We start from the raw sequence: 21,419 nt of genomic DNA, 5'->3' as shown, positions 1-21,419 counted from the left end.
CCCCCGCTATTGTGTAAAATGCCGCCCGGGTGCCACCGCAACAACGCGGCAGGGCAGGTTTAATTCAGCGCAGGTCGGGCCGCCGCGCGGAGTTGCCGTGCCTATGAGCCACGATCCGTCACGCCTGCATGCTACCCAAGCCCGTCAGGGCTCGCCGTCTGCGATGGCCTTTCTCTCCCGTTTTTTCGCTGCCGAATCTGCCGGTGGCCTGATCCTGATGACGGCTGCGCTCGCCGCACTGCTGATCGCCAATTCGCCGTGGGCGGCCACGTACTTCTCGACCCTGCACATCAAGATCGCCGGTTTGTCGATCGAGCATTGGGTGAATGATGGCCTGATGGCGATCTTCTTCATGCTGGTGGGCTTGGAAATCAAACGCGAAATGCTCGCCGGCCAGCTGTCGACCTGGGGCCAACGCGCGCTACCGGGTTTCGCCGCCTTGGGCGGAATGCTGGTGCCGGCACTGATCTATGTCGCGATCAACTGGGGCAATCCGCAAACCTTGAGCGGCTGGGCGATTCCCGCTGCCACCGACATCGCTTTCGCCTTGGGCGTGCTGTCGCTGTTGGGCAAACGCGTACCCGTTTCGCTGAAAATCTTCCTGTCGGCGCTGGCCATCCTTGATGACCTGGGTGCGGTGGTGATCATCGCGATTTTCTACACCAGCGGGCTGTCGGTGAGCATGTTGCTGGCGTCGCTGGCAGTGATCGCGTTTTTGGTGATCCTTAACCGTTGCGGTGTCAGAAAACTCTGGCCGTACCTGATCGCCGGCGCCCTGCTGTGGTTCTTCATGCTGCAATCGGGCATCCACGCGACCCTCGCCGGGGTAATTCTGGCGCTGTGCATTCCGCTGGGTAATCCGGAAGACGAGCACAACTCTCCGCTGCTGTACCTCGAGGAAAAAATGCATCCGTGGGTGGCGTTCGCTGTTGTGCCGATCTTTGGCTTCGCCAACGCCGGCGTGTCGCTGGCTGGCATTTCCCCGAGCAACCTGCTCGAGCCGGTACCGCTTGGCGTGGCGCTGGGCCTGTTGTTCGGCAAGCAGATCGGCATCCTCGGCCTCGGCGCACTGGCGATTCGCAGTGGTCTGGCGCAACTGCCGCAAGGTGCCAGCTGGCTGCAACTGTACGGTGTCGCCCTGCTCTGCGGGATCGGCTTCACCATGAGCCTGTTCATCGGTGCGCTGGCGTTCCCGGGCGCACCGCAGTTGGTCGACTCGGTGAAGGTTGGCGTGTTGCTGGGTTCGATCCTGTCCGCGCTGCTGGCGGTGATCGTGCTGCTGAATGCGGGTAAGGCGAAGGCGTCGAACTAATAGTCGGATCTGGTCGAGACAGAAGACTAATGTGGGAGCGGGCTTGCTCGCGAAGGCGTCGATTCAGTCAGCTGATTTATCGACTGAATCACCGCCTTCGCGAGCAAGCCCGCTCCCACAGCTTTTACAGCGGTAGTGCTTAGCCTTTTTCGTCGATCCCGGCTTGCAGGGTCTGGCTGTCCAGATTGCCGCTCAGGGTCACCGGACCGACTTTCAGATTGCCGTTATCGAAGGACACCTTCGGTGCGTTCTCGTCGGTTTTCTGCGGCAGGTCCAACCCGGCTTTCACGCCGTACTCACGGTTGACCAGATCGCTGCTACCCACCTTCGAACCGCCCAGATCGACCTTGCCTTCAGGCGCCGATATCCGCGCGCCGGTCAGTTGGGTGCCACCACCAACGTTCAACTTCACACCTTGATTGCCACTGATGCCGGAGGCCTGCGCCACGCTGTCCTTGTGCGTGTATTCGCCCTGCGCCTTCAGCGTCGGCTTGTAGTCGGTGCCAGCGAGTTTTTCCTTGTCGCTCGGTGGATTTTTCTTCGCGGTCAGGCCCAGATCAACGTCAACCTTGGCTTGGGTCTTCGAGTCCTGACGGCTGTCGACAGTCAGATCACCGGCAACCTTGCCGCTGACCGTATTCGCGTCGATCCGCGCACCCGACAGCTGTGCATCACCGGCACTGTTCAGCACCACAGTGTCAGCCTTGATCTGGCTGTTCTGCTGGGTGGTGCCTTGCAGGTAATCGACGCCAACCTTGGCCCCGGCGTTGAAGCCGTGATCGCTGCTGGCCTTTTCGTCAGCGGCGGTCGGGGTCTTGCTGCTCAGGTTACCGCCGGCATTCAGCGCGACGTTCCAGTTGTTGCGGCTCTCGGTGGACTGCGCCGACTCCTGGACGAAACCGCCCTTCTGCGCATCGACGGTGACGTGCGGCGCGCCGACTTGCGTGCCTTGCAGGTGCACTGCATCACCGCTCAACGCGATACCGCTGTAGCTGTTGAGCTGGCCACCGGTCAGGGTTTGCGAGTTTTCGTTGACCCGACCGATGTTGAAGTTGCCGCTCAGATTGCCGCCCTGATCCCGACTCTTCTCGCTACTGGACTTGCTGCCGCCACCCTTCAAGCCACCGCCGAGATTGCTCCCGGTTGCGGTATGCGTATCGGTGGCCGCTTGCAGGTCAAGCTTGCCGTCAGCGTGCAGATCGATGGCGCCCGCGCTGTCGATCTGCGTGCCTTGCTGGACCTGATTGCCGCCGCTGCTCAGTTGCACCGCACCGTTGCCGCTGATGCTGGCGACGTGGGCCTGACTGTCATTGGTCTGCTTGCCGGTGTGGTCGAGCTGGAACCCGGCGCCGAGGTCGACGTTGGTGCCATCGGTGCCCGGCAAGGTGCCGACGGTCAGCGAGCCGTTGCCGCGCAGGCTGGAGTCGCTGCTGCTTTGGCGGTCGTTGGCCTGGTTCAGCGCCAGATCGCCGCCAGTCTTGATGCTCACACCGCCCTGCCCGCCATCGAAACGGCTGCCGGCGAACTGCGCGTCACCCCCGACATTGATGTTCACGCCCTGGTTGCCGGCATAGCCGCCAACCACCGCCGTGCTGCTGTCCTTGCTGCTGTAGCGATTGCCGCCCGCGCCGCTGCCGGCGACGTTCACGTCTTCGCCGGTCTTGGTGTAAACGCGCACGTCGACCTTCGCGTCCACCGAGTTGTCGGTGCTGCTGTGGGTGTTGCTCGCAGCATCGGCAACCAGTTTGTCGGCGCTGATGTTGACCTTGCCGGTGCTGGCGCTGTACTGCGTGCCCTGATCGTGCAGGGTGCCGGCGGTTTTCACGTCGACGCTGCCACCGTCGAAACGGCTGACCACCGCGTTGCTGTTCTGCTCGGACTTGTCCGCGCTGCCGTGACCGATCGCGACGTCGATGCCGACGTTCGGCTGGCCGAGATTGCTCAGGGCTTCCTTGTCCGGCACCTTGCCGTTGAGCACATCCTTGACCGCACCTGCGATCGGACGGGCGACATCCTTGTACTCGACATTGGCGCCGATGTCCGCCGACCAGTTGCTCTGGCTGTGCGTGCTGCTATCAGTGTTGCTGGCCGCGCGGTTGTCGATCTCGTTGGCCGCGACGTTCAGACCGTTGCCGGCCTTGACCTGCGCGCCTTCAGTTACCAGTTTGTCGGCGTTGATGTTCAGGGCGCCGCTGCTCTGCACAGCGGTGGTTTGCGCGGTGGTCTTGCTGCTGGTGTCTTGTGTGGTGCTGTGGGCGAAATCAACGCCACTGCCGGCACGGTCGAGGCCACCGGTGTAGTAGAAACCGCCGCCGGTGCTGGAGGTATCGGTCGAGGTTTTGTGGCTGTCCTGCTCGGCCAGCAACGACACGTTCTTGCCGCTCAGCGTGGTGTCGCCCGCAGTGGATTTGACCTCACTGCCCTTGATTGTCAGATCGCCGCCGGCATTCACCTGCACGCTGCCACCGCTGAGGCTTGAGCCTTGCTGGTTGACGTCGTTGCGGGTGACGGTCTGCTGCTTGTCTTCGTAATGCACCCCGGCGCGGTATTGCTCCGCAGTTTGCTCCTTGGCATAGGCGTCGAAGCCACGGGTCTCGGTGGTCGAGCTGCTGTCGTGGGTGTTCTGCGTCGCATGCACGTTCACATCACCCGCCGCGTCCGCCGTCAGCTCAGCGCCGGCCTTGACCGTGGAGCCGGCCACCTCGATGTCCTTGGCGCTCTTGAGCTTGAGGTTGCTGTCCGAGACCAGTTCGCTGCGCACCGTGGTGCTGTCCTTGGCGTTCTGCCGCGACTCGTCCTTGGTGATGCCGAAGAACTTGCTGTCCTTGTCGTGGTTGTTGCTGTGCGAGGTGTCCTGCACGCCGTCGATCACCAGCGAACCCTGGTCGCTGATCACGCTGGCCTCGGTGCCGCCACGGACCTGGCTGCCGCTGATGCGCACTTCGTCAGCCTTGACGAGCAGTTTGCCGGTGGCGTTGATTTTGCTGCCCTGGTGCTGGGTCTGGCCCTTGTCGGCGTCACCGGTCTTGCCGAAGAAACCACCGCCGACCAGGTCGCCGGAATAACTGTTGTCATTGCTGCGATGGGTGCGTGTGGCCGTGGTGACGTCCACTTGCTTGCCCGCCAGTTTCACATCGCCGGCGCTGTTCAGTTCAGCGCCCTCGGAGCGCAACAAGGCAGCGGTTTGCAGGGCAATATTGCCGCCCTTCAACTGGCTGCCGATGCTGCGCTGGTCTTCGCTACTGGTGTTCCAGTCGGCCTTCCACAGGTGCTTGCGGTGGTTGCCCTGATCGGTCTGGGTGTGGCTTTCGGTGGCTGCGGTCAGGCGCAGGTCGCCGCCGCTCTGCACATCGAGATTCTTCGCGGCTTCCACCTTGGCGGCTTTGAGTTCAGTGTCTTTGCCGGAGGACAGTTTGGCGTCGCGGCTGGCGACGATCTGGCTGCCATGCTGGCGCGAATCGCTGTCGGTCTGGGTGCGGTCGTAGGTTTCCCAGGTGATGCCGATGGTGCTGTTGCTCCAGTTCTCGCGCTTCTCCTGGAGCTTGCGGCTTTCGACGGTGCTCAGGGTCAGGTTGCGCTTGGCATCGACGCTGACGTCGCGACCGCTGACATCGGCAGCGGCCAGCGTCAGGTCCTTGCCGCTGTGCAGGCCGACATCGCCCTGGCTGCTGCGGATACCGGCACGGGTCACTTCCAGGCTGTTGGGGATCGCTTCGCCGCTGACGCTGAGGTCGCCAGCAGAGCGAATCTGCACGCCGTCACGCCCGGCCACTTGCACCGCCCCCACGCGCACACCGGCACCTTCGGCGGTGCTGACGATGTTGATGCGCCCGGCCTGCATCGCCCCGAACAGGCTGGCGTCGATGCGTTGGTCATTGGTGTTGCCCGCAGGGTCCACGTTTTTCACCTGACCACTGGCATAGTCCAGCTGATTACGCCCGACCGTGAGGTTCAGTTGATCGCGCGCATCGATGCGGCCCTGACTGTCGATACGCGGGGCGATCAGGTTGATCGAGCCCTCGCCGTTGCGCAGGCCGGCGCTGTGAATCTGCAACTGACCGCTGGCGTCACGGGTATTCAGAGCCTGCAGTTTGCCGTCGTTCAATTCCGGACGACCGACCACCAGATTGGCGTTCGGCGTGTTGATGAAACTGCCGCCGTTTACCGAAATGCCGTTAGGGTTGGCCAGCACATAATCGGCGGCGCGGCCGAAGATTTCCTGGGCACCATTGATCGCCGAAGGGTTGCGGCTGATCACCTCGTTGAGGATCACGCTGGCCGCCTGGCCCTGCAGTTGCGGGTTGGCCGCCAGTTGCCCGGCGAGCTGCGATTGGCCGGCCTGCAAGGCGTTGTTCAGCACCAGGCCCTGACGGTCGACGTTGTAGTCGAGGAACTGGTTGTGCGACAGGCCCGAGCCGTTGGGCGCGACGATATTGACGATGGGCACGCCGCCCTGCGTCTGCAATTGCGCGGTGCCGCCGGGGCCGGGGGCGACCACGACACCGCCGGCGATGGCGCTGGGCAGGTGCACGGCGAAGAACAGGCTGGCGATCGCCCAGCGCAATTTGCCCCGAGGAGAAAGATGGAATGCAAAGGTGTGTGCTGGCATAAAAACGTCTCCATGTAAGTACGGCATCACGGCGCGCGATTGAGTATTGGCCGTGGCTGTCGCGCTCAGATCCGACGGCTGTCTGTTCACTGCTTGTTGAGTCTTGGTGGTGCTCATATCTGTAACCCCACGCGCATCAGCCAGGTCTCCGGCTCGTGCTGCAAACCGTTGGGGGTGTTGAGGGCGCGTTGGTAATCGACGTCCACTTGCAGATTCTTCCAGCCCAGGTTGAGCCCGACGCTGGCGCCGCTCAGGCGTTGACCCGGTGCACCGTGGTCGACCTTGAGCCAGCCGTTGTCCAGGCCCACGCGCGGGGTGATCTGCACCGGCCAGTCGGTGCGCAGCGGCAGGCGCAACGTGTTGCGCCAGATCGCGCCGCTGGCACCAGAGGCGCTGCTGACCCGATAGCCGCGCACCGCTGAATCGTCGGTGCCGAGCAACTGTTCGATGGCCGGCAACGGGTCGGGGCTGTATTGCAGATTGAGCTGGCTCTGCCACTGCCAGGCCTGCGCGCCGAACTGGCCGTTGCGCCACTGGCTGAGGCCGGCGCGATACTTGCGAAATTGCGCTTTGGGCACGTTATTGACCGCATGATTGGCGTCATCATCGGCGCCCAGCCAGCGCAAGCCTTGTGAATAGGTGAAGTCGAGGTTCCACACCGCACGGTCGAGCCAGAACAGATTGAGCCCGGCTTCGGCCACGGTCAGGGTCGGGCTCTGAATGCCCAGGCGAGCATTTTCCAGATAGCTGTCGACGTCCTTGTGCGCCAGTTGCAGGTTGGCGCTGAGCTGGCGACTCTGGTCGCGCCACAACACGCGGTCGGCACGCAGGCTCAGTTGATCGGTGATACCGGTGCTGTGGAAAGTCACGCTGGGCAGTTTGAACGGCGCGCGGTATTCGGCGTGGCTGGCGAACACGCTGTAGGTCCAGTAGCCGTAGGGAATCGCGTAATACAGGCTGGCGTTGCGGTTGTAACGGTCGCCCTGATTCAAGGTATCGCTGGCGCTGAGGCTCAACAGATCGTTGAGTTGCAGCGGGCTGTCGAAGCTCAGGCTGACGCTGTTGCGATCACGCCCGGTGCTGGCGCTGCCGAGGTTGTCGATCCCCAGCCCCAGCGCCCAGCGCGACTGCCCGGAGGTGCGCGAACGCAGGATGATCCGCGACGCACCGGGCTGGCTGCCGGGGGCAATGTCGGCAGTCAGGTCGATCGAGCGCAAGCGGTTCAACTGATCCAGACCCTGCTCCAGATCGCGCAGGTTCAACGGCTGGCCGAGCATGTGCGGGAACGCGCCACCCAATGACACGGGCAGGCTCTGATCGGCCAGTTCGATGGACTCGATGTAGCCCTCGTCGATCATGATATCCAGCGACTGCCCCGCCGCCGGCGCGTTTGACAGGTACGGGCGGCTGGCGATGTACCCTTGCTCGACGTAGATCGCAGTGATGGTCGCCAGCAGATGGTTGATCTGGCCGACGCCCATGCACGGCGCCAGCAACGGTTTGATCCGTGCGTTGAGTTTGTCGCTGTCGATCAGGGTGACGCCGCCAATGCGCGTGCCACTTAGCGGCCAGCAGCGTTCATCGGGGGCGACTGTCTGCGGGATCGCCGGTGTGGCGGGCGCCGGGCCGAACGCGCCGCGCTCCAATTGGCGCTTGCGTTGCTCCAGCTGAAGTTGTTGCAGATCGCGCTGTTGCTGTTGCTGCTGGCGCAGCACTTCCTGGCCCGGCGCAACAGGGTCAGCCGCTTGAATCGAGGAGGCACACGCACTCAACACCAAGGCCGACAACAGCGGGCAACGCGTGGAACGACGACGAAAAACAGCGCGAAGCAAATACGGCACGCAACATCCTTGCAATCATAAAATGGCGTAATGCCACTTCATCAATGCTGGTGATAGTCAGAGCCTTCCTACACAAATGCAAGATGCTTCCTACAGCGCTTACATTTCTTAAACATTTGATTTATCAGCCTTGAATGTCAGCAGCAAGGCCACGCCGCTGCAGGCCATCAGGGTTTCCCCGAGGGCTTGCGCCCAGCCAGCGAGCATCAGTCCGACGCCGATCAGCAGGTAATAAAACAGCCCCAGCAGGGCCCCGGCGGTGCCCAGGCGATCGGCATAATTGACCAGCGCCGAACCGAGAATATTCGGGATCGCCATGCCGAAAGCCAACACCACCAGCAACATCGGCAGCACGAATGCGCTACTGTCCTGCAGCCGCCACACGCCCAGCCCCCCGAGCAGAGCGCAGATCGCGGCAAGGCGAATCAGTTGCAGCGCGTGGCAGCCGCGCCGCAGCAACCGTTGGTTGAGCCATGCTCCAAACCCTGAGCCCAACGCGAGAATCACCCCGCTGTAGCCGAATGCGGCGCCGCTCAGGCCAAGCCGTTCGAACAGGAACGGGCCGAGGCTGTAATAACTGAACAGGGCGATGTTGAACGCGGCGATCCACAGGGCCGAGCGCCAGATGCCAACATCCCTCAGCATGCGCCCGAGGGTGTCCAGCAACCCCACAGAGCTCCGCGCTGACGGGCGGGTTTCCGGCAAGGCGCGCCAGCTCCACAGCCACAACGCCGTTGCGATCAACAGCAAGGCCACAAGCACCCCGCGATAACCAAAGCCATGCACCAGCCCTGCGCCACTGAACAGGCCAATCGCCGGGCTGGCCGCCAGCGCCATGCCCACCAGCGAAAACACCTGCGCCAGTTCCGCGCCGTGGAAGCGGTCGCGCAACAGTGTCTGGGTCACCACCGAACCGACTGCTGCGCCAAACGCCGCCACGGCCTGAGCCAGCAACAAGCCGTTGAAACTGCGCACACTCAAACCGATGACGCAGGCCGCCGCGTAGATCGCCAGCCCCGTGAGCATCGTTGGACGCCGACCGATCCGGTCGCACACCCGCCCCCACGTCACCACCCCGAAGGAGAACGCCAGGAAATACACCGACAAGGTCTGCGCCGCCGCTTGTGGCCCGACGCCAAAGGCCCGGCCGATATCGCCGAGCGCCGGGCTGTAGAGCGTCTGGGCGAGCTGCGGAAACATCAGCAGGGCAATCGCCAGCAACAATAGGGGTTTGTTGTTCATCGAGATTTACTCTTCAAAGTGAAAGCGTCGAAGAGTTTAAAAAGTCTCGACTGACGTATTATCCAAACCCTGCCAACTTATCTCTGAAATCGGACAATCCATGGCCTGGCTCGACGCCCACGCGACCTTCAACCCTGATCACTTCAGCGCACCGGTCATCGGCATCGCTTCCACCCTTGGCGATCACGATTCCGGATTGCACTGCCATCAACGCGGGCAACTGCTCTACACCCGGCAAGGCTGCACGCGCATCACCCTGGCGCAGCAGTTGTGCCTCCTGCCGCCATCACGAGCGGCGTGGATTCCCGCCGGTATCAGCCATCGGGCGGTGATGCAACAGAGCGTCGATTACCGTTCGATCTGGCTGCTGCCCGAACTGTGCCGCGAGCTGCCGCAGCAGGTGTGCGTGATTGAAGTCAGCCCGTTGCTGCGAGCGGTGCTGGAACCGATGGCACAGGCCGAATTCGCCAGCGATTGGCATCAGGGCAAGCTGTTTCATCTGCTTGGCCTGTGCCTGAGCGAGATTCGAGAGGCTGCACAACAACCGATGCTGCTGCCCCTGCCCCGAGACAAACGCCTGGCGTCGCTGCTGTTGGCGCCCGAACAACTGCCGCCGCAATTGCACGTGCTGGAGCAACAGATCGGCGCCAGCAGCCGCACCATCGGGCGGATCTTCCAGCGGGAAACCGGCATGAGCTATCAGCAATGGCGCCAGCAGTGGCGCTTGATGCGTGCGATGGAATTGCTCGCCACCGGGCGCAGTATCAGTTACTGCGGCTGCGCGCTGGGGTTTGCCAGCGACAGCGCGTTCATTGCGTTCTTCAAGGCCATGAGCGGCACCACTCCCAGCCATTGGCTGAGATAAGCAACTGACGACCGGCATAAAAATTCAATTGCCACAAAATATTACTCGCGTCATATTACAGCCGTAATAACGATCCGTTTCCGCAGGTATTACGCCATGACCAGCATGCCCACCCTCGAGCCCGACCTGTCTGTTGCAGTCGCCACTGCCCAACCGCTCCTGCGCAAACGCCTGCTGCTGACCGGCGCCGGCCTGATCGCGCTGGTGGCGGTCGGCGTGTACGCCGCTCACTGGTGGGGCACCGGGCGTTTTCTGGAGGAGACCGACGATGCCTACATCGGTGGCGATGTCACGGTGATCGGGCCGAAGGTTGCCGGGTACATTGAAGAAGTGCTGGTCAGCGACAACCAGTCGGTGAAGGCCGGCGACGTGCTGATCCGTCTCGACGCACGGGACTACCGCGCCAACCTTGCCAAAGCCGAAGGCGCCGTGGCTGCCGAAGAGGCGCTGCTGGCCAACCTCGACGCCACCGAACAACTGCAACAAGCGGTGATCGGCCAGGCCCGTGCCGGCATCGATGCCACTGGCGCCGAAACCGCTCGCTCGCGGGACGACAACACCCGCTACAAACGGCTGGTGAGCACCAATGCCGTGTCGGTGGAAAGCGCCCAGCGCGCCGACGCCACTTTCAAGACCGCGCAAGCTTTGAGTGCCAGAGCCCAGGCCGAACTGCTCGCCGCACAACGCCAACTGGCGGTCATCGACACCCAGAAACAACAGGCCCGCGCCGCCCTGCAACAAGCCCGCGCTGAACGTGAGCTGGCGCAGTTGAACCTCGGCTACACCGAACTGCGCGCACCGGTTGACGGAGTGATCGGCAACCGCCGCGCGCGGGTCGGCGCCTATGCCCAGGCCGGTTCGCAGCAGTTGTCGGTGGTGCCGGCCAGCGGGCTGTGGGTCGATGCCAATTTCAAGGAAGACCAACTCGCCAGAATGCACCCCGGACAACGGGTGAGCATCCGCGCCGACGTGCTCTCCGGCCAGGAGTTCCATGGCCGCCTCGACAGCCTCGCCCCCGCCACCGGTTCGCAATTCAGCGTGCTGCCGCCGGAGAACGCCACCGGCAACTTCACCAAAATCGTCCAGAGGGTGCCCGTGCGAATCCTGCTCGACCCGGCCGACGGCGTGCTCGGCCACCTGCGGCCGGGGTTGTCGGTCACCGCCGAAGTCGACACCCGCGCGCCAGCTGAAACCGCCGCCGTGGCCGTCGCGCCATGAGCACTGCCCTCGCAGCCCCGGCGCAACCGTTCAATGCCGCCGACATGGCCACCGCGACCAAAGTGTTCGCCTTCGCCACGATGTGCATCGGCATGTTCATCGCGTTGCTGGACATCCAGATCGTTTCGGCGTCGCTGCGTGACATCGGGGGCGGACTCTCGGCGGGCACCGACGAAACCGCGTGGGTGCAGACCAGTTACCTGATCGCCGAAATCATCGTGATTCCGCTGTCGGGCTGGCTGTCGCGGGTGTTCTCCACGCGCTGGTTGTTCTGCGCTTCGGCGGTTGGCTTCACCCTGGCCAGCCTGCTCTGCGGGGTGGCCTGGAACATCCAGAGCATGATCGCCTTTCGCGCGCTGCAAGGTTTTCTCGGCGGCTCGATGATCCCGCTGGTGTTCACCACGGCGTTCTTTTTCTTCACCGGCAAACAGCGGGTGATTGCCGCTGCGACCATCGGTGCGGTGGCGTCGCTGGCGCCGACCTTGGGGCCGGTGATCGGCGGCTGGATCACCGACATTTCGTCGTGGCACTGGCTGTTCTATATCAACCTGGTGCCAGGCATTTTCGTCGCCGTGGCGGTGCCGATGCTGGTGAAAATCGACCAGCCGGAGTTGTCGCTGCTCAAAGGCGCGGACTACCTGAGCATGGTTTTTCTCGCGCTGTTTCTCGGCTGCCTTGAATACACCCTCGAAGAAGGCCCGCGTTGGAACTGGTTCAGCGATCAGACGATTCTGACCACGGCATGGATCAGCGCATTGGCGGGTCTGGCCTTTATCGGCCGCACGTTGCATGTGGCCAATCCGATCGTCGATCTGCGCGCCCTCAAGGACCGCAACTTCGCGCTCGGCTGCTTCTTTTCCTTCGTCACCGGCATTGGCCTGTTCGCGACGATTTACCTGACGCCGCTGTTTCTCGGGCGAGTGCGCGGTTACAGCGCGCTGGACATTGGACTGGCGGTTTTTTCCACCGGGGTGTTCCAGATCATGGCGATTCCGCTGTACGCCTTTCTCGCCAATCGTATGGATTTGCGCTGGATCATGATGATCGGGCTGGGCTTGTTTGCGTTGTCGATGTGGGAGTTCAGTCCGATCACCCACGACTGGGGCGCCGCTCAGTTGATGCTGCCGCAAGCGTTGCGCGGGATCGCCCAGCAACTGGCGGTGCCGCCGGCAGTGACTCTGACTCTGGGAGGCCTGGCACCGGCGCGGCTCAAGCACGCCTCGGGCCTGTTCAACCTGATGCGCAACCTCGGTGGAGCGATCGGGATTGCCGCCTGTGCGACCATTCTCAACGACCGCACCAACCTGCACTTCACCCGTTTGGCCGAACATCTGAACAGCAGCAACGAGGCGATGAACCAGTGGCTGGCGCAGGTCAGCGGCAATCTCGCGACGCTGGGCCAGAGCGGTGACGTCGGGATCACCGCCGGCCTGCATCAACTGTGGCTGCTGACGTACCGCGAGGCGCAAACCCAGACCTACGGCGACACCTTCCTGATGATCATGCTGTGCTTCGTCATCGCCACGGCGATGGTGCCCTTGATGCGCAAGGTGCAACCACCGGCCGCGCCGAGTGCGGATGCGCACTGATCACCCTTCTGAGTGGTATGCACTTTCCACTGTGGGAGCGGGCTTGCTCGCGAAAGCGGTGTGTCAGATAACCACTAATGTGACTGACACGACGCCTTCGCGAGCAAGCCCGCTCCCACAGTTATCGACCGTGAACGGTCAGAGCTGAGGGGTTTTACGGAAACCTACCGCCAGACGGTTCCAGCTGTTGATGGTGCTGATCGCCACAGTCAGGTCGACCATTTCCTTGGGCGAGAACTGCGCGGCGACGACTTCGTAGTCTTCGTCCGGGGCGTGAGTCAGGCTCAGTTGGGTCAGCGATTCGGTCCACAGCAGCGCAGCGCGTTCACGCTCGGTGAAGAACGGCGCTTCACGCCATGCGGTCACCGCGAACAACCGGCGTGGGGTCTCGCCGCCTTTGATCGCATCGGCGGTGTGCATGTCGATGCAGAACGCGCAGCCATTGATCTGCGAAGCGCGCAGCTTGACCAGTTCGACCAGGGTCTTTTCAAGCGGCAGTTTCGAGACCGCGGTTTCCAGCGCGATCATCGCTTTCAGGGCGTCAGGGGAAGCGGTGTAGAAATCGGTACGAGCTTTCATGGTGAGTGTCCGGGGCCGGTGAATGTGTGACTAAGGTAGTCCCAACCCTGCCCCGGGCAAATAGCCAATCTCCCGGAAGACGAGTAGACCACCGCGTCACACCCGGTTGCGCAACCACTGCAGGAAGCCGGTTTTCGCCACCACGGCCGGCACGTCCTGGGTCAGCGTCTGGGCCTTGTGCAGCCGGTAATCGAGCAAGGCCTTCATCGCCTCGTTGATGTCGTGGCGGGCATCCAGGCAGGGTTTGAGGTAGGTCTTCTCGATACGGTACAGCGCGCAGAAGGTTTTCGCCGCGAAGGTGGCCGGCACCGAAGAATCGGACAGGATACCGGCCTCGCCGATCACCTCCCCCGGCCCCATGCGCCCGGATTCGAACGGGCTGCCGTGGCGGGTCAGGGTCACGGTGACCACACCGGATTCGATGATGAACAAATGATCGCTGACCTCCCCGGCGTCGAGAATCGTCTCGCCGGCACGAAAGGTTTGCAGGGTCATGTTCTGGCTGAAGGTATCTTTCTCTTCCTGGCGCAAGGTGGAGAAAATCGGTGAACTGTCGAGCAGCGCCCGTGGCCGCGACAGGCCGCTTGGCGCATTCGGTTCCACACTCGACAACAGATTGACCCCGGACGCCTGCAAGTGCCGGTAGGCCAGATCGAACAGCTGATTGCGCACCGGACGTTTCTGGTCCATCGACGACACGAAGCCACTGATTTCGTATTCGACGCCGGTGCTGGTGGAGCTTTTCAGCGCCACGCTCGGCGAGGGGTTGTCCAGCAACGGACGGCAACCCTGCATCGCCCGTTCGAGTGCGTCGATCACCGTGGTCGGTCGCGCATGCGGGCTGACCTGCACGCTGACGGCCAGGCCGAACATATTGCTCGGCCGGCTGAAGTTGATGATCTTGGCCTTGGCCGCCAGCGAGTTGGGGATCACCGCCATGCTGCCCTGACTGGTTTGCAGACGCGTGGCGCGCCAGTCGATGTCGATGACCCGGCCTTCGGTACCATCGATCGAGATCCAGTCATCGATCTGGTACGGCTTGGTGGTGTTGAGCACGATCCCGGAGAACACGTCGCTCAGGGTGCTCTGCAACGCCAGACCGACGATGATCGCCAAGGCTCCGGAGGTCGCCAGCACGCCTTTGACCGGCAGATCGAGCACGTAGGCCAGCGCGGCGATGATCGCAATCAGGAAGATCACCGCACCGAGCAGGTCCTGCAACAGGCGCCCGGTGTGCCCGACCCGCTGCATCATCACCGCGCCGATCAACACGGTCAGGGTGCGCGCGCCGAACAGCCACCAGCCGATCTGCAACCCGGTCGCCGCCAGGTGCAGCGGCACGTTGTCGGCCCACGGCGCCGGCTCCATCGGGTTGAGGCCTTCGTTGAACAGTACCGCACTGAACAGGCCGAAAATCAGCACCCGCACCAGCAGCTTCCATTCGCTGCCACGGGAGCTGATCAGGCGCCACAGGCCCAGATCGAGGAGGATCAGGATCAACGCGCAAAACAACGGATGTTCAGTCAAAAAAGACAACATCAAAGCACTCCGACACGGGCCAATCGCGAGAAGATCGCACAGATTGGGCAAGTGTAGGAGTAATTGATTTGGCAGGATGAACCCGTCCCCGAAAACACCCCAAAATCCCTGTAGGAGTGAGCCTGCTCGCGATGGCGGTGAGTCAGCCAGCCTCATCGCTGAATGACCCGCCGCTTTCGTGAGCAAGCCCACTCCCACAGGGGTTTTGTGGTGTGTCAGAGGTCGAGTGTGTCTGGGTGACTCAGAGCAAAGTGCAGCAAATGCCTGGAATAGAGATTTCCTGTGGGAGGGGGCTTGCTCCCGAAGGCGGTGGGTCAGCCAGCATCATCGGTGAATGACACTCCGCTTTCGTGAGCAAGCCCACTCCCACATGGATTTTGTGGTGTGTCAGGGGTCGAGTGTGTGGCTTGTTGCCTCGGAGCAAAGTGCAGCAAATGCCTGGAATAGAAATTTCCTGTAGGAGGGGGCTTGCTCCCGAAGGCGGTGGGGCAGGCCGTCCCTGGCCTTCGAACCGGCCTACGCGTCCTGTGTAGAGCGCAGTGTTTTTTGCGTCAAGCATGCATCTGGCCGAAACGGCCGGACTGGAAGTCGGCGAACGCCTGGTGAATTTCCTGTTCGGTGTTCATCACGAACGGGCCGTGGCCGACAATCGGTTCGTCGATAGGCTCGCCGCTGAGCAGCAACACCACCGCGTCCTGGCTGGCTTCAAGCGTCAACTGATGACCGTCACGCTCGAACAGCGCCAACTGCCCTACGCGCACCGTTTCCAGACCGTTGACCTGCACCGAACCTTTCAACACCACCAATGCCGTGTTGCGACCTTCGTGCAGGTCCAGCGTCAGCAATTTGCCGGCATTCAGGCGCAGGTCCCACACGTCGATCGGGGTGAAGGTGCGCGACGGACCGGTGTGGCCATCGAACTCACCGGCGATCAGGCGCAGGCTGCCGGCGTTGTCCTTGAGCGCGATGCTCGGAATGTCGCTGTCGAGAATGGTCTGGTAGCCCGGCGCAGCCATTTTGTCCTTGGCGGGCAGGTTGACCCACAGCTGCACCATCTCCAGGTTGCCACCGGTTTTGGCGAAGTTATCCGAGTGGAATTCTTCATGCAGGATCCCCGAAGCGGCGGTCATCCATTGCACATCGCCCGGGCCGATAACACCGCCACTGCCGGTCGAGTCGCGGTGCTGCACTTCGCCCTCGTAGACGATTGTCACGGTTTCGAAACCACGGTGCGGATGCTGACCAACGCCACGGCGCTCGGTGGTCGGGGTGAATGACGCCGGGCCGGCGTGATCGAGCAGCAGGAACGGGCTGATGTGTTGGCCCAGGTTGTCGTAGGAAAACAGTGTGCGAACCGGGAAACCATCGCCGACCCAATGGCCGCGCGGGCTGGTGTAGATACCAATGATGTTTTTCATGGTTGTCTCCAATTGGGGTGAGTGATGCACTGGATTAAGCATAAATCCGTATCCATTAATGCACTAGACTGCAAAAATCGGCCTTAGCGTTCTATCTGGAGAACGATGGTGGAAGACCTCAACAGCCTCTACTACTTCACCCAAGTGGTGGAACATCATGGATTCGCCGCCGGAAGGGCATCGGGGAACTGCTACCGTCGGTGCGCACGTTGATTGATTTTCCTGGGGAGGAATTTGCGCAGAGCGATATAGCCTGAATCGTTGGTGCGGCCTTCGCGAGCAGGCTCGCTCCCACAGGAGACCGCAATCCAATGTGGGAGCGAGCCTGCTCGCGAAGAGGCCAGCCCAGACCACACAACTCCTGGGAAAGATTCATGACTTCTGCTCAACAGTGCTTTGCCCCACCAGCGGTTTTTCTCAAGGACGCAGACGCGGATACTCCTGCCCATTCCCACTGCAACCCTGGAGTCATCAATGTCTGTTCCCGCTTTTGGTCTGGGTACGTTTCGCCTGCAAGGTCCGGTGGTCATCGATTCGGTGAGCACGGGCCTTGAACTCGGTTACCGGGCCATCGACACCGCGCAGATCTATGAAAACGAAGCCGAGGTCGGCCAGGCCATCGCTGCCAGCGGTATCGCCCGCGACGAGTTGTTCATCACCAGCAAGATCTGGGTCGCCAACTTCGCTCAGGACCGCCTGATCGACAGTCTCAAGGAAAGCCTGCACAAGCTGCAAACCGATTATCTGGACCTGACGCTCATTCACTGGCCATCACCGGAAAACCAGGTGCCGGTCGCCGAATTCATGGGCGCGCTGCTGGAAGCCAAGCGTCTGGGCCTGACCCGGCAGATCGGTATTTCCAACTTCACCGTCGAGCTGATGCAACAGGCGATCGCAGCCGTCGGTGTCGACCACATCGCCACCAACCAGATCGAATTGCACCCATACCTGCAAAACCGCAAAGTGGTCGAGTTCGCCCAGAGCCAGGGCATCCAGATCACCTCGTACATGACCCTCGCCTATGGCGAAGTGCTCAAGGACCCGCTGATCCAGCAGATCGCCGCACGCCTGCAGGCCACCCCGGCGCAAGTCACCCTGGCCTGGGCGATGCAACTGGGTTACGCGGTGATTCCGTCGTCGACCAAACGCGCCAACCTGCAAAGCAACCTCGGCGCGACCGCGCTGACCCTGAGCGACGCCGACATGGCGTTGATCGCCACGCTGGACCGCGGCCAGCGCCTGACCAGCCCGAAAGGCATCGCCCCGCAGTGGGATTGATCGGTCAGCCTTGAAGACGCTGCGCGAGGCTCAGCATGGCCACGCGCAGCGCCTCCACCGAGCGCTCGACCGCTTGGGTTTCAGCGTCTCGACAGGCCTGTTCAAGATCCGCACAGGCCGCCGCCACTCGCGCGGCACCGACCATCTGCGCACCGCCCTTGATATGATGCGCCAGAGTGCGTAAATCGCCCGGATCAAGGGTGGGACGCAAATCTTCCAGCCGTTGCAGATCGTCCTGCAGGCTGCGCAACACCTGGTCGCGCAGTCGTTGCATCACCGCGTGATCGTCTCCGGCCATCTGCTCCAGCGCGCTCAGATCGAGTTCGGTCAACGGCGCTGCCAGGTTCGGGTCGAGGTCTCTCTCCTGGTGACTGGCAGCGCGCAACGCCAGATCCAGATCAGCCAGGCGGATCGGCTTGAACAGGCAATCGTCCATGCCAGCCGCAAGACAGCGCACCTTCTCCTCGATCTGTGCATTGGCGGTAAAGCCGAGAATCAGGCAACGCGCCCTGCCACTCGCCGCCTCGGCGTCACGAATCGCCCGAGCGAGTTCGTAACCGTTGCGTCGCGGCATGTTGCAGTCGGTGATGAGCGCATCAAACGGCTGTGCCCGCCAGCGCTCCAGGCCCTGCTCACCGTCGTCAAGGTCGACCGTACGGTGGCCGAGTTCACTCAGTTGCCAGCACAGCAACAGACGGTTGACCGGATGGTCGTCCACCACCAGCACACTCAATGAGCGCGCGGGTTTATCCACGACTTCGGGGCGTGTCGACTCAAGCTTGCGCGGGCTCAGCCGTGGCAACTGCAGTCTGACTTCCACCCGGGTTCCGTGGCCCGGCGTGCTGTCGAGGTGCAGCGTGCCGCCCATCATTTCGCAGAGGCTGCGGCTGATCACCAGCCCCAGTCCCGAGCCGCTGCGCGCTGACTGGCCAGGATTGCCGGCCTGAACAAACGGGCTGAACAGGCGCTGTTGGTCTTCGGCGCTGATACCGATGCCGCTGTCGGCAATCTCCACCGTCACGTCCAACAGCCCGAGCGGCGTCGCGCTCACCGACAATTGCAGGCTCACCTGGCCGTGTTCGGTGAACTTGATCGCATTGCTCAACAGGTTCGACAGCACTTGCTTGAAGCGTGTCGGATCGAGCATCACGTCGACTTCACTGTGAGCATCCAGCTCGACGCGCCACACCAGGTGTTTCTGTCGCGCCAGCCCTTCGAACACCCGGCACACCGAGTTCACCAGTTCGTGCAGATTGGCCCGTTCCGGTGCCAGGGAAAGATGCCCCGACTCAATGCGCGCGATGTCGAGAATGTCGCCGATCAACGCCAGTAATTGCTGGCCGGCACCGGACGCCACCTGAATCGCCAAGCGGTCGGTCACACCCTCCTCGGCCCGTTTAAGCGCCAGTTCGAGCATGCCGATCAAGGCGTTCATCGGGGTGCGGATTTCATGACTCATGGTCGCCAGAAACGTGGTCTTGGCCCGGTTGGCGTCGTCGGCGGCATCCTTGGCCTGCTGCAGTTGATGCAGCCATTGCTGACGCTGACGCAATTGCCAGCGCTGAAAACCGATCCAGGCCAATGCCAGCAACAACAACCCCGCCGCAGCGGCAAACCCCAGCACAATCTCGCGCCGGTGGCGCAGCCAATAGCTCTCCTCCACCACCACATCATGGCTCCAGCGCTCGACCAGTTCGTCCATCTGCTGCGGTGCGATGCTCAGCAGCGCCTTGTTCAGGATCGTGTGCAGCGCCGTGGCCTGCGGTGCGGTAGCCAGAGCGATGCGAGCCGGCTGATCGCCGATGGTGTTGGTGACGCGCAGGCGCTCGCGGTAATGGCGGGCAATCAGAAAGCGCGCCACCAGCAATGAACTGACGGTCGCATCGGCCTGGCCTTTGACAATCAGTTCCATGCCCTCGGCGGGGCTGCTGACCTCGACCAGACGCACTCGCGGCAGGCGCCGCAGAATGTAGTCGCGCAACGGATGACCGCGATAAATCGCCAGCCGTTTGCCTTGCAGGTCGTCGAGGCTACGAAGGCTGCGGGGCGCTGTCGATCCGACCAGCACAAACGGATTGTTCAGGTATGCACGGGTGAACTGCAGCTCGGCTTCGCGCTCACTGCTGGGCGTCACCACCGGCAACACGTCGAGTTCACCGGCCTTGAGCTGCTCGATCTGGCGGTCCAGCGATCGCCCCCGGACAACTTCGAAATGCAGCCCGGTGCGTTGACTGATGAGGTTGAGCAGTTGCGCCGACAACCCGCTGAAACGCCCCTCGGCATCAAAAAACGTCAGCGGCGCGAAGTCTTCGATCACCCCCACTCGTACCACCGGATGCTGGTCCAGCCACTCCCGCTCACTGACACTGAGGCGTACCCGAGACTGTGCGGCCACTTGCGCGCGCCCCGCACTCCAGCGTTGCTCGATCAGTTGCCGGCGTTCCATGGGAATCACCGCCAGTGCCCTGTCGATGATGCGTTTGAGGCGTACCTCGCTACGCAACAGGGCGAAACCGAAGGGGTTGGCGTCCAGCCCCGATGGCCCGGCCAGTTGCAGGTCATTGCGGTAATTGGTGTTGATCAGGTAATTGGCGCTGATCAGGTCACCCAGGTACCCGTCATCGACCCCGAACGCCACCGCACCGAGTGCGTCCATCGCGGAGGGGTAGCGCTGCACGTCCGCCCGGGGATAGAACGCCTGCACGCTGGCCAGTGGCAGATAGTCCTCGACCATGGCGATGCGTTTGCCCGCCAGATCCGCCGGTAACGTTTCATCGAGCCGGGTCACCAGCATCGGCTGGTCTTCGGCGTAGGGGCGCGACAGCCTGAAGTCCGGGTCGGCCAGTTCAAAGTTGTTGGAAGTGCCCAGCAGGTCCAGCTCGCCGCGTTTGAGCGCGGCCATCACCGCGTCACGGTTGGCGTAGCGCTGCACGTCGATGCGCACACCGAGCAATTGCGCCAGCAACTCGGCGTAATCGGCGGTGAGCCCTTCCAGCTCTTGCTGATTGCGGGTGATTTCGAACGGTGGATAATCCGGGCCGGAGATGCCCATGCGCAATACCGGGTGCTGGCGCAGCCATTGCCGGTCACGCTCATCGAGCGCGATGTGGATATTGTCCAGTCCGGCTTGCGGCAACAACTCAAGGCGTTGCGGCGAGTCACTGGCCCAACAGGTGGTCGTGATGCTCAACCACAACACACACAACCAGCCTCGCGAACTCATCAGGTCACTCAGATCAGATGATTGCGTTTGGCGAATTCGCGCAAGTGCACTGTCGAGTTCACCCCGAGTTTTTTCATCAAGCGGGTTTTGTAGGTGCTGACGGTTTTATGGCTCAGGTGCATGTCTTCGGCGATCAGTTTGTTGGGCTTGCCGTGCGCCAATTGCTCGAGGATGTTCAGCTCGCGATTGGAGAGTTCGTCGATCATCTGCTTTTCGCTGCGGTGCAACGGGGCCGACGTATAGTCGTTGTCAGACGGCGCCGCAAAATAGGAATAGCCCGACATCAGTGCCTGGATCGCCTTGTGCAATTGCAGCAGCTGGTTGGTTTTGGCGACGTAGCCCAAGGCGCCGGCACGCAGGCAGCGGTCCTGATAATACTGCGGGTCCTGGGAAGTGAAGATCAGCACCTTGCACCCGGGATCGTTGGCCTTGAGCCGCTCCAGCACTTCCAGGCCGCCGACCCCTGCCAGCTTGAGGTCGAGCACCACCAGTTTGGGCTTGTGCTCTCGGTGCAATGCCATGGCTTCGCTGGCGCTCGCTGCTTCGTGAATTTCCTTGAAGCGCTCGGTTTCGAGCACCAGTTTCACGGCAGCCCGCACCACCGGGTGATCGTCGACGATCAGCGCTGACTTCATGACGGCTCCCCGTGCAACAACATGACAAAGGCGCCACCGGCATCGGCTGCTCCTGACGCAGTGGCTGCGCT

13 protein-coding genes are annotated in these 21,419 nt (G+C 62.4%); 5 read left to right on the top strand and 8 right to left on the bottom strand.

Annotated features, from left to right (window positions below; translation table 11 throughout):
- The first annotated feature begins 103 nt into the window (after positions 1-103).
- On the top strand, positions 104-1,312 hold the full coding sequence (gene nhaA / locus AC1UK9_RS10165; protein WP_482579966.1) for a Na+/H+ antiporter NhaA: 1,209 nt from the start codon (positions 104-106) through the stop codon (positions 1,310-1,312).
- A 139-nt stretch (positions 1,313-1,451) separates the two neighbouring features.
- Here the strand turns inward: nhaA and AC1UK9_RS10160 are convergent, their stop codons facing one another.
- The 3 genes from AC1UK9_RS10160 to AC1UK9_RS10150 form a co-directional block, all read right to left on the bottom strand.
- Positions 1,452-5,921 carry a hemagglutinin repeat-containing protein gene (locus AC1UK9_RS10160; RefSeq protein ID WP_482579965.1) on the bottom strand — a complete coding sequence of 1,490 codons (4,470 nt, stop codon included), beginning with the start codon at positions 5,919-5,921 and terminating at the stop codon, positions 1,452-1,454.
- A 113-nt stretch (positions 5,922-6,034) separates the two neighbouring features.
- A complete protein-coding gene (locus tag AC1UK9_RS10155; RefSeq protein WP_482579964.1) occupies positions 6,035-7,762 on the bottom strand; it encodes a ShlB/FhaC/HecB family hemolysin secretion/activation protein in 1,728 nt (575 codons plus the stop codon).
- Positions 7,763-7,870: 108 nt separating this feature from the next.
- Positions 7,871-9,004, bottom strand: coding sequence for an MFS transporter (locus tag AC1UK9_RS10150; protein ID WP_482579963.1), 1,134 nt, complete (start codon positions 9,002-9,004; stop codon positions 7,871-7,873).
- A 100-nt stretch (positions 9,005-9,104) separates the two neighbouring features.
- Here AC1UK9_RS10150 and AC1UK9_RS10145 point away from each other — a divergent pair, with 100 nt between their 5' ends.
- The 3 genes from AC1UK9_RS10145 to AC1UK9_RS10135 all read left to right on the top strand — a co-directional run bounded on the left by AC1UK9_RS10145 (position 9,105) and on the right by AC1UK9_RS10135 (position 12,676).
- Positions 9,105-9,869: an AraC family transcriptional regulator gene (locus AC1UK9_RS10145; protein WP_482579962.1), complete on the top strand. Its 765-nt coding sequence runs from the start codon at positions 9,105-9,107 to the stop codon at positions 9,867-9,869.
- Between the two features lie 96 nt (positions 9,870-9,965).
- Positions 9,966-11,087: an HlyD family secretion protein gene (locus AC1UK9_RS10140; protein WP_473015094.1), complete on the top strand. Its 1,122-nt coding sequence runs from the start codon at positions 9,966-9,968 to the stop codon at positions 11,085-11,087.
- Positions 11,084-12,676 carry a DHA2 family efflux MFS transporter permease subunit gene (locus tag AC1UK9_RS10135; RefSeq protein WP_482579961.1) on the top strand — a complete coding sequence of 531 codons (1,593 nt, stop codon included), beginning with the start codon at positions 11,084-11,086 and terminating at the stop codon, positions 12,674-12,676. The genes AC1UK9_RS10140 and AC1UK9_RS10135 overlap by 4 nt, the downstream gene beginning before the upstream one ends.
- 138 nt (positions 12,677-12,814) lie before the next feature.
- Here the strand turns inward: AC1UK9_RS10135 and AC1UK9_RS10130 are convergent, their stop codons facing one another.
- The 3 genes from AC1UK9_RS10130 to AC1UK9_RS10120 all read right to left on the bottom strand — a co-directional run bounded on the left by AC1UK9_RS10130 (position 12,815) and on the right by AC1UK9_RS10120 (position 16,212).
- Positions 12,815-13,255 (bottom strand): carboxymuconolactone decarboxylase family protein, encoded by a 441-nt coding sequence (locus AC1UK9_RS10130; RefSeq protein WP_025110418.1) that lies wholly within the window; start codon positions 13,253-13,255, stop codon positions 12,815-12,817.
- 96 nt (positions 13,256-13,351) lie between these two features.
- Positions 13,352-14,794 carry a mechanosensitive ion channel domain-containing protein gene (locus AC1UK9_RS10125; RefSeq protein ID WP_025110417.1) on the bottom strand — a complete coding sequence of 481 codons (1,443 nt, stop codon included), beginning with the start codon at positions 14,792-14,794 and terminating at the stop codon, positions 13,352-13,354.
- Between the two features lie 551 nt (positions 14,795-15,345).
- Positions 15,346-16,212 (bottom strand): pirin family protein, encoded by an 867-nt coding sequence (locus tag AC1UK9_RS10120; protein WP_482579960.1) that lies wholly within the window; start codon positions 16,210-16,212, stop codon positions 15,346-15,348.
- A 474-nt stretch (positions 16,213-16,686) separates the two neighbouring features.
- Here AC1UK9_RS10120 and dkgB point away from each other — a divergent pair, with 474 nt between their 5' ends.
- Complete coding sequence (dkgB, locus tag AC1UK9_RS10115) at positions 16,687-17,490, top strand: 2,5-didehydrogluconate reductase DkgB (protein ID WP_482579959.1); 804 nt, start codon at positions 16,687-16,689, stop codon at positions 17,488-17,490.
- Positions 17,491-17,494: 4 nt separating this feature from the next.
- Here the strand turns inward: dkgB and AC1UK9_RS10110 are convergent, their stop codons facing one another.
- Together AC1UK9_RS10110 and AC1UK9_RS10105 are read right to left on the bottom strand one after the other, a co-directional pair.
- Positions 17,495-20,713 carry a transporter substrate-binding domain-containing protein gene (locus AC1UK9_RS10110; protein ID WP_482579958.1) on the bottom strand — a complete coding sequence of 1,073 codons (3,219 nt, stop codon included), beginning with the start codon at positions 20,711-20,713 and terminating at the stop codon, positions 17,495-17,497.
- 8 nt (positions 20,714-20,721) lie between these two features.
- Positions 20,722-21,348, bottom strand: a complete 627-nt coding sequence (locus AC1UK9_RS10105; protein WP_025110413.1) for a response regulator transcription factor — start codon at positions 21,346-21,348, stop codon at positions 20,722-20,724.
- Between the last annotated feature and the right edge of the window lie 71 nt (positions 21,349-21,419).

The sequence above is a fragment of the Pseudomonas sp. AK-TSAG1-1 genome, assembly GCF_056821665.1.
The sequence above is the reverse complement of the archived record's forward strand: the minus strand, read 5'-3'. Positions and strand labels throughout refer to the sequence as shown.

Bases quoted from the DNA above. Each gene is read 5' to 3' on its own strand.
- nhaA (WP_482579966.1), top strand. From the start codon at position 104: ATGAGCCACGATCCGTCACGCCTGCATGCTACCCAAGCCCGTCAGGGC.
- AC1UK9_RS10160 (WP_482579965.1), bottom strand. From the start codon at position 5,921: ATGCCAGCACACACCTTTGCATTCCATCTTTCTCCTCGGGGCAAATTG.
- AC1UK9_RS10150 (WP_482579963.1), bottom strand. From the start codon at position 9,004: ATGAACAACAAACCCCTATTGTTGCTGGCGATTGCCCTGCTGATGTTT.
- AC1UK9_RS10145 (WP_482579962.1), top strand. From the start codon at position 9,105: ATGGCCTGGCTCGACGCCCACGCGACCTTCAACCCTGATCACTTCAGC.
- AC1UK9_RS10140 (WP_473015094.1), top strand. From the start codon at position 9,966: ATGACCAGCATGCCCACCCTCGAGCCCGACCTGTCTGTTGCAGTCGCC.
- AC1UK9_RS10135 (WP_482579961.1), top strand. From the start codon at position 11,084: ATGAGCACTGCCCTCGCAGCCCCGGCGCAACCGTTCAATGCCGCCGAC.
- AC1UK9_RS10130 (WP_025110418.1), bottom strand. From the start codon at position 13,255: ATGAAAGCTCGTACCGATTTCTACACCGCTTCCCCTGACGCCCTGAAA.
- AC1UK9_RS10125 (WP_025110417.1), bottom strand. From the start codon at position 14,794: ATGTTGTCTTTTTTGACTGAACATCCGTTGTTTTGCGCGTTGATCCTG.
- AC1UK9_RS10120 (WP_482579960.1), bottom strand. From the start codon at position 16,212: ATGAAAAACATCATTGGTATCTACACCAGCCCGCGCGGCCATTGGGTC.
- dkgB (WP_482579959.1), top strand. From the start codon at position 16,687: ATGTCTGTTCCCGCTTTTGGTCTGGGTACGTTTCGCCTGCAAGGTCCG.
- AC1UK9_RS10110 (WP_482579958.1), bottom strand. From the start codon at position 20,713: ATGAGTTCGCGAGGCTGGTTGTGTGTGTTGTGGTTGAGCATCACGACC.
- AC1UK9_RS10105 (WP_025110413.1), bottom strand. From the start codon at position 21,348: ATGAAGTCAGCGCTGATCGTCGACGATCACCCGGTGGTGCGGGCTGCC.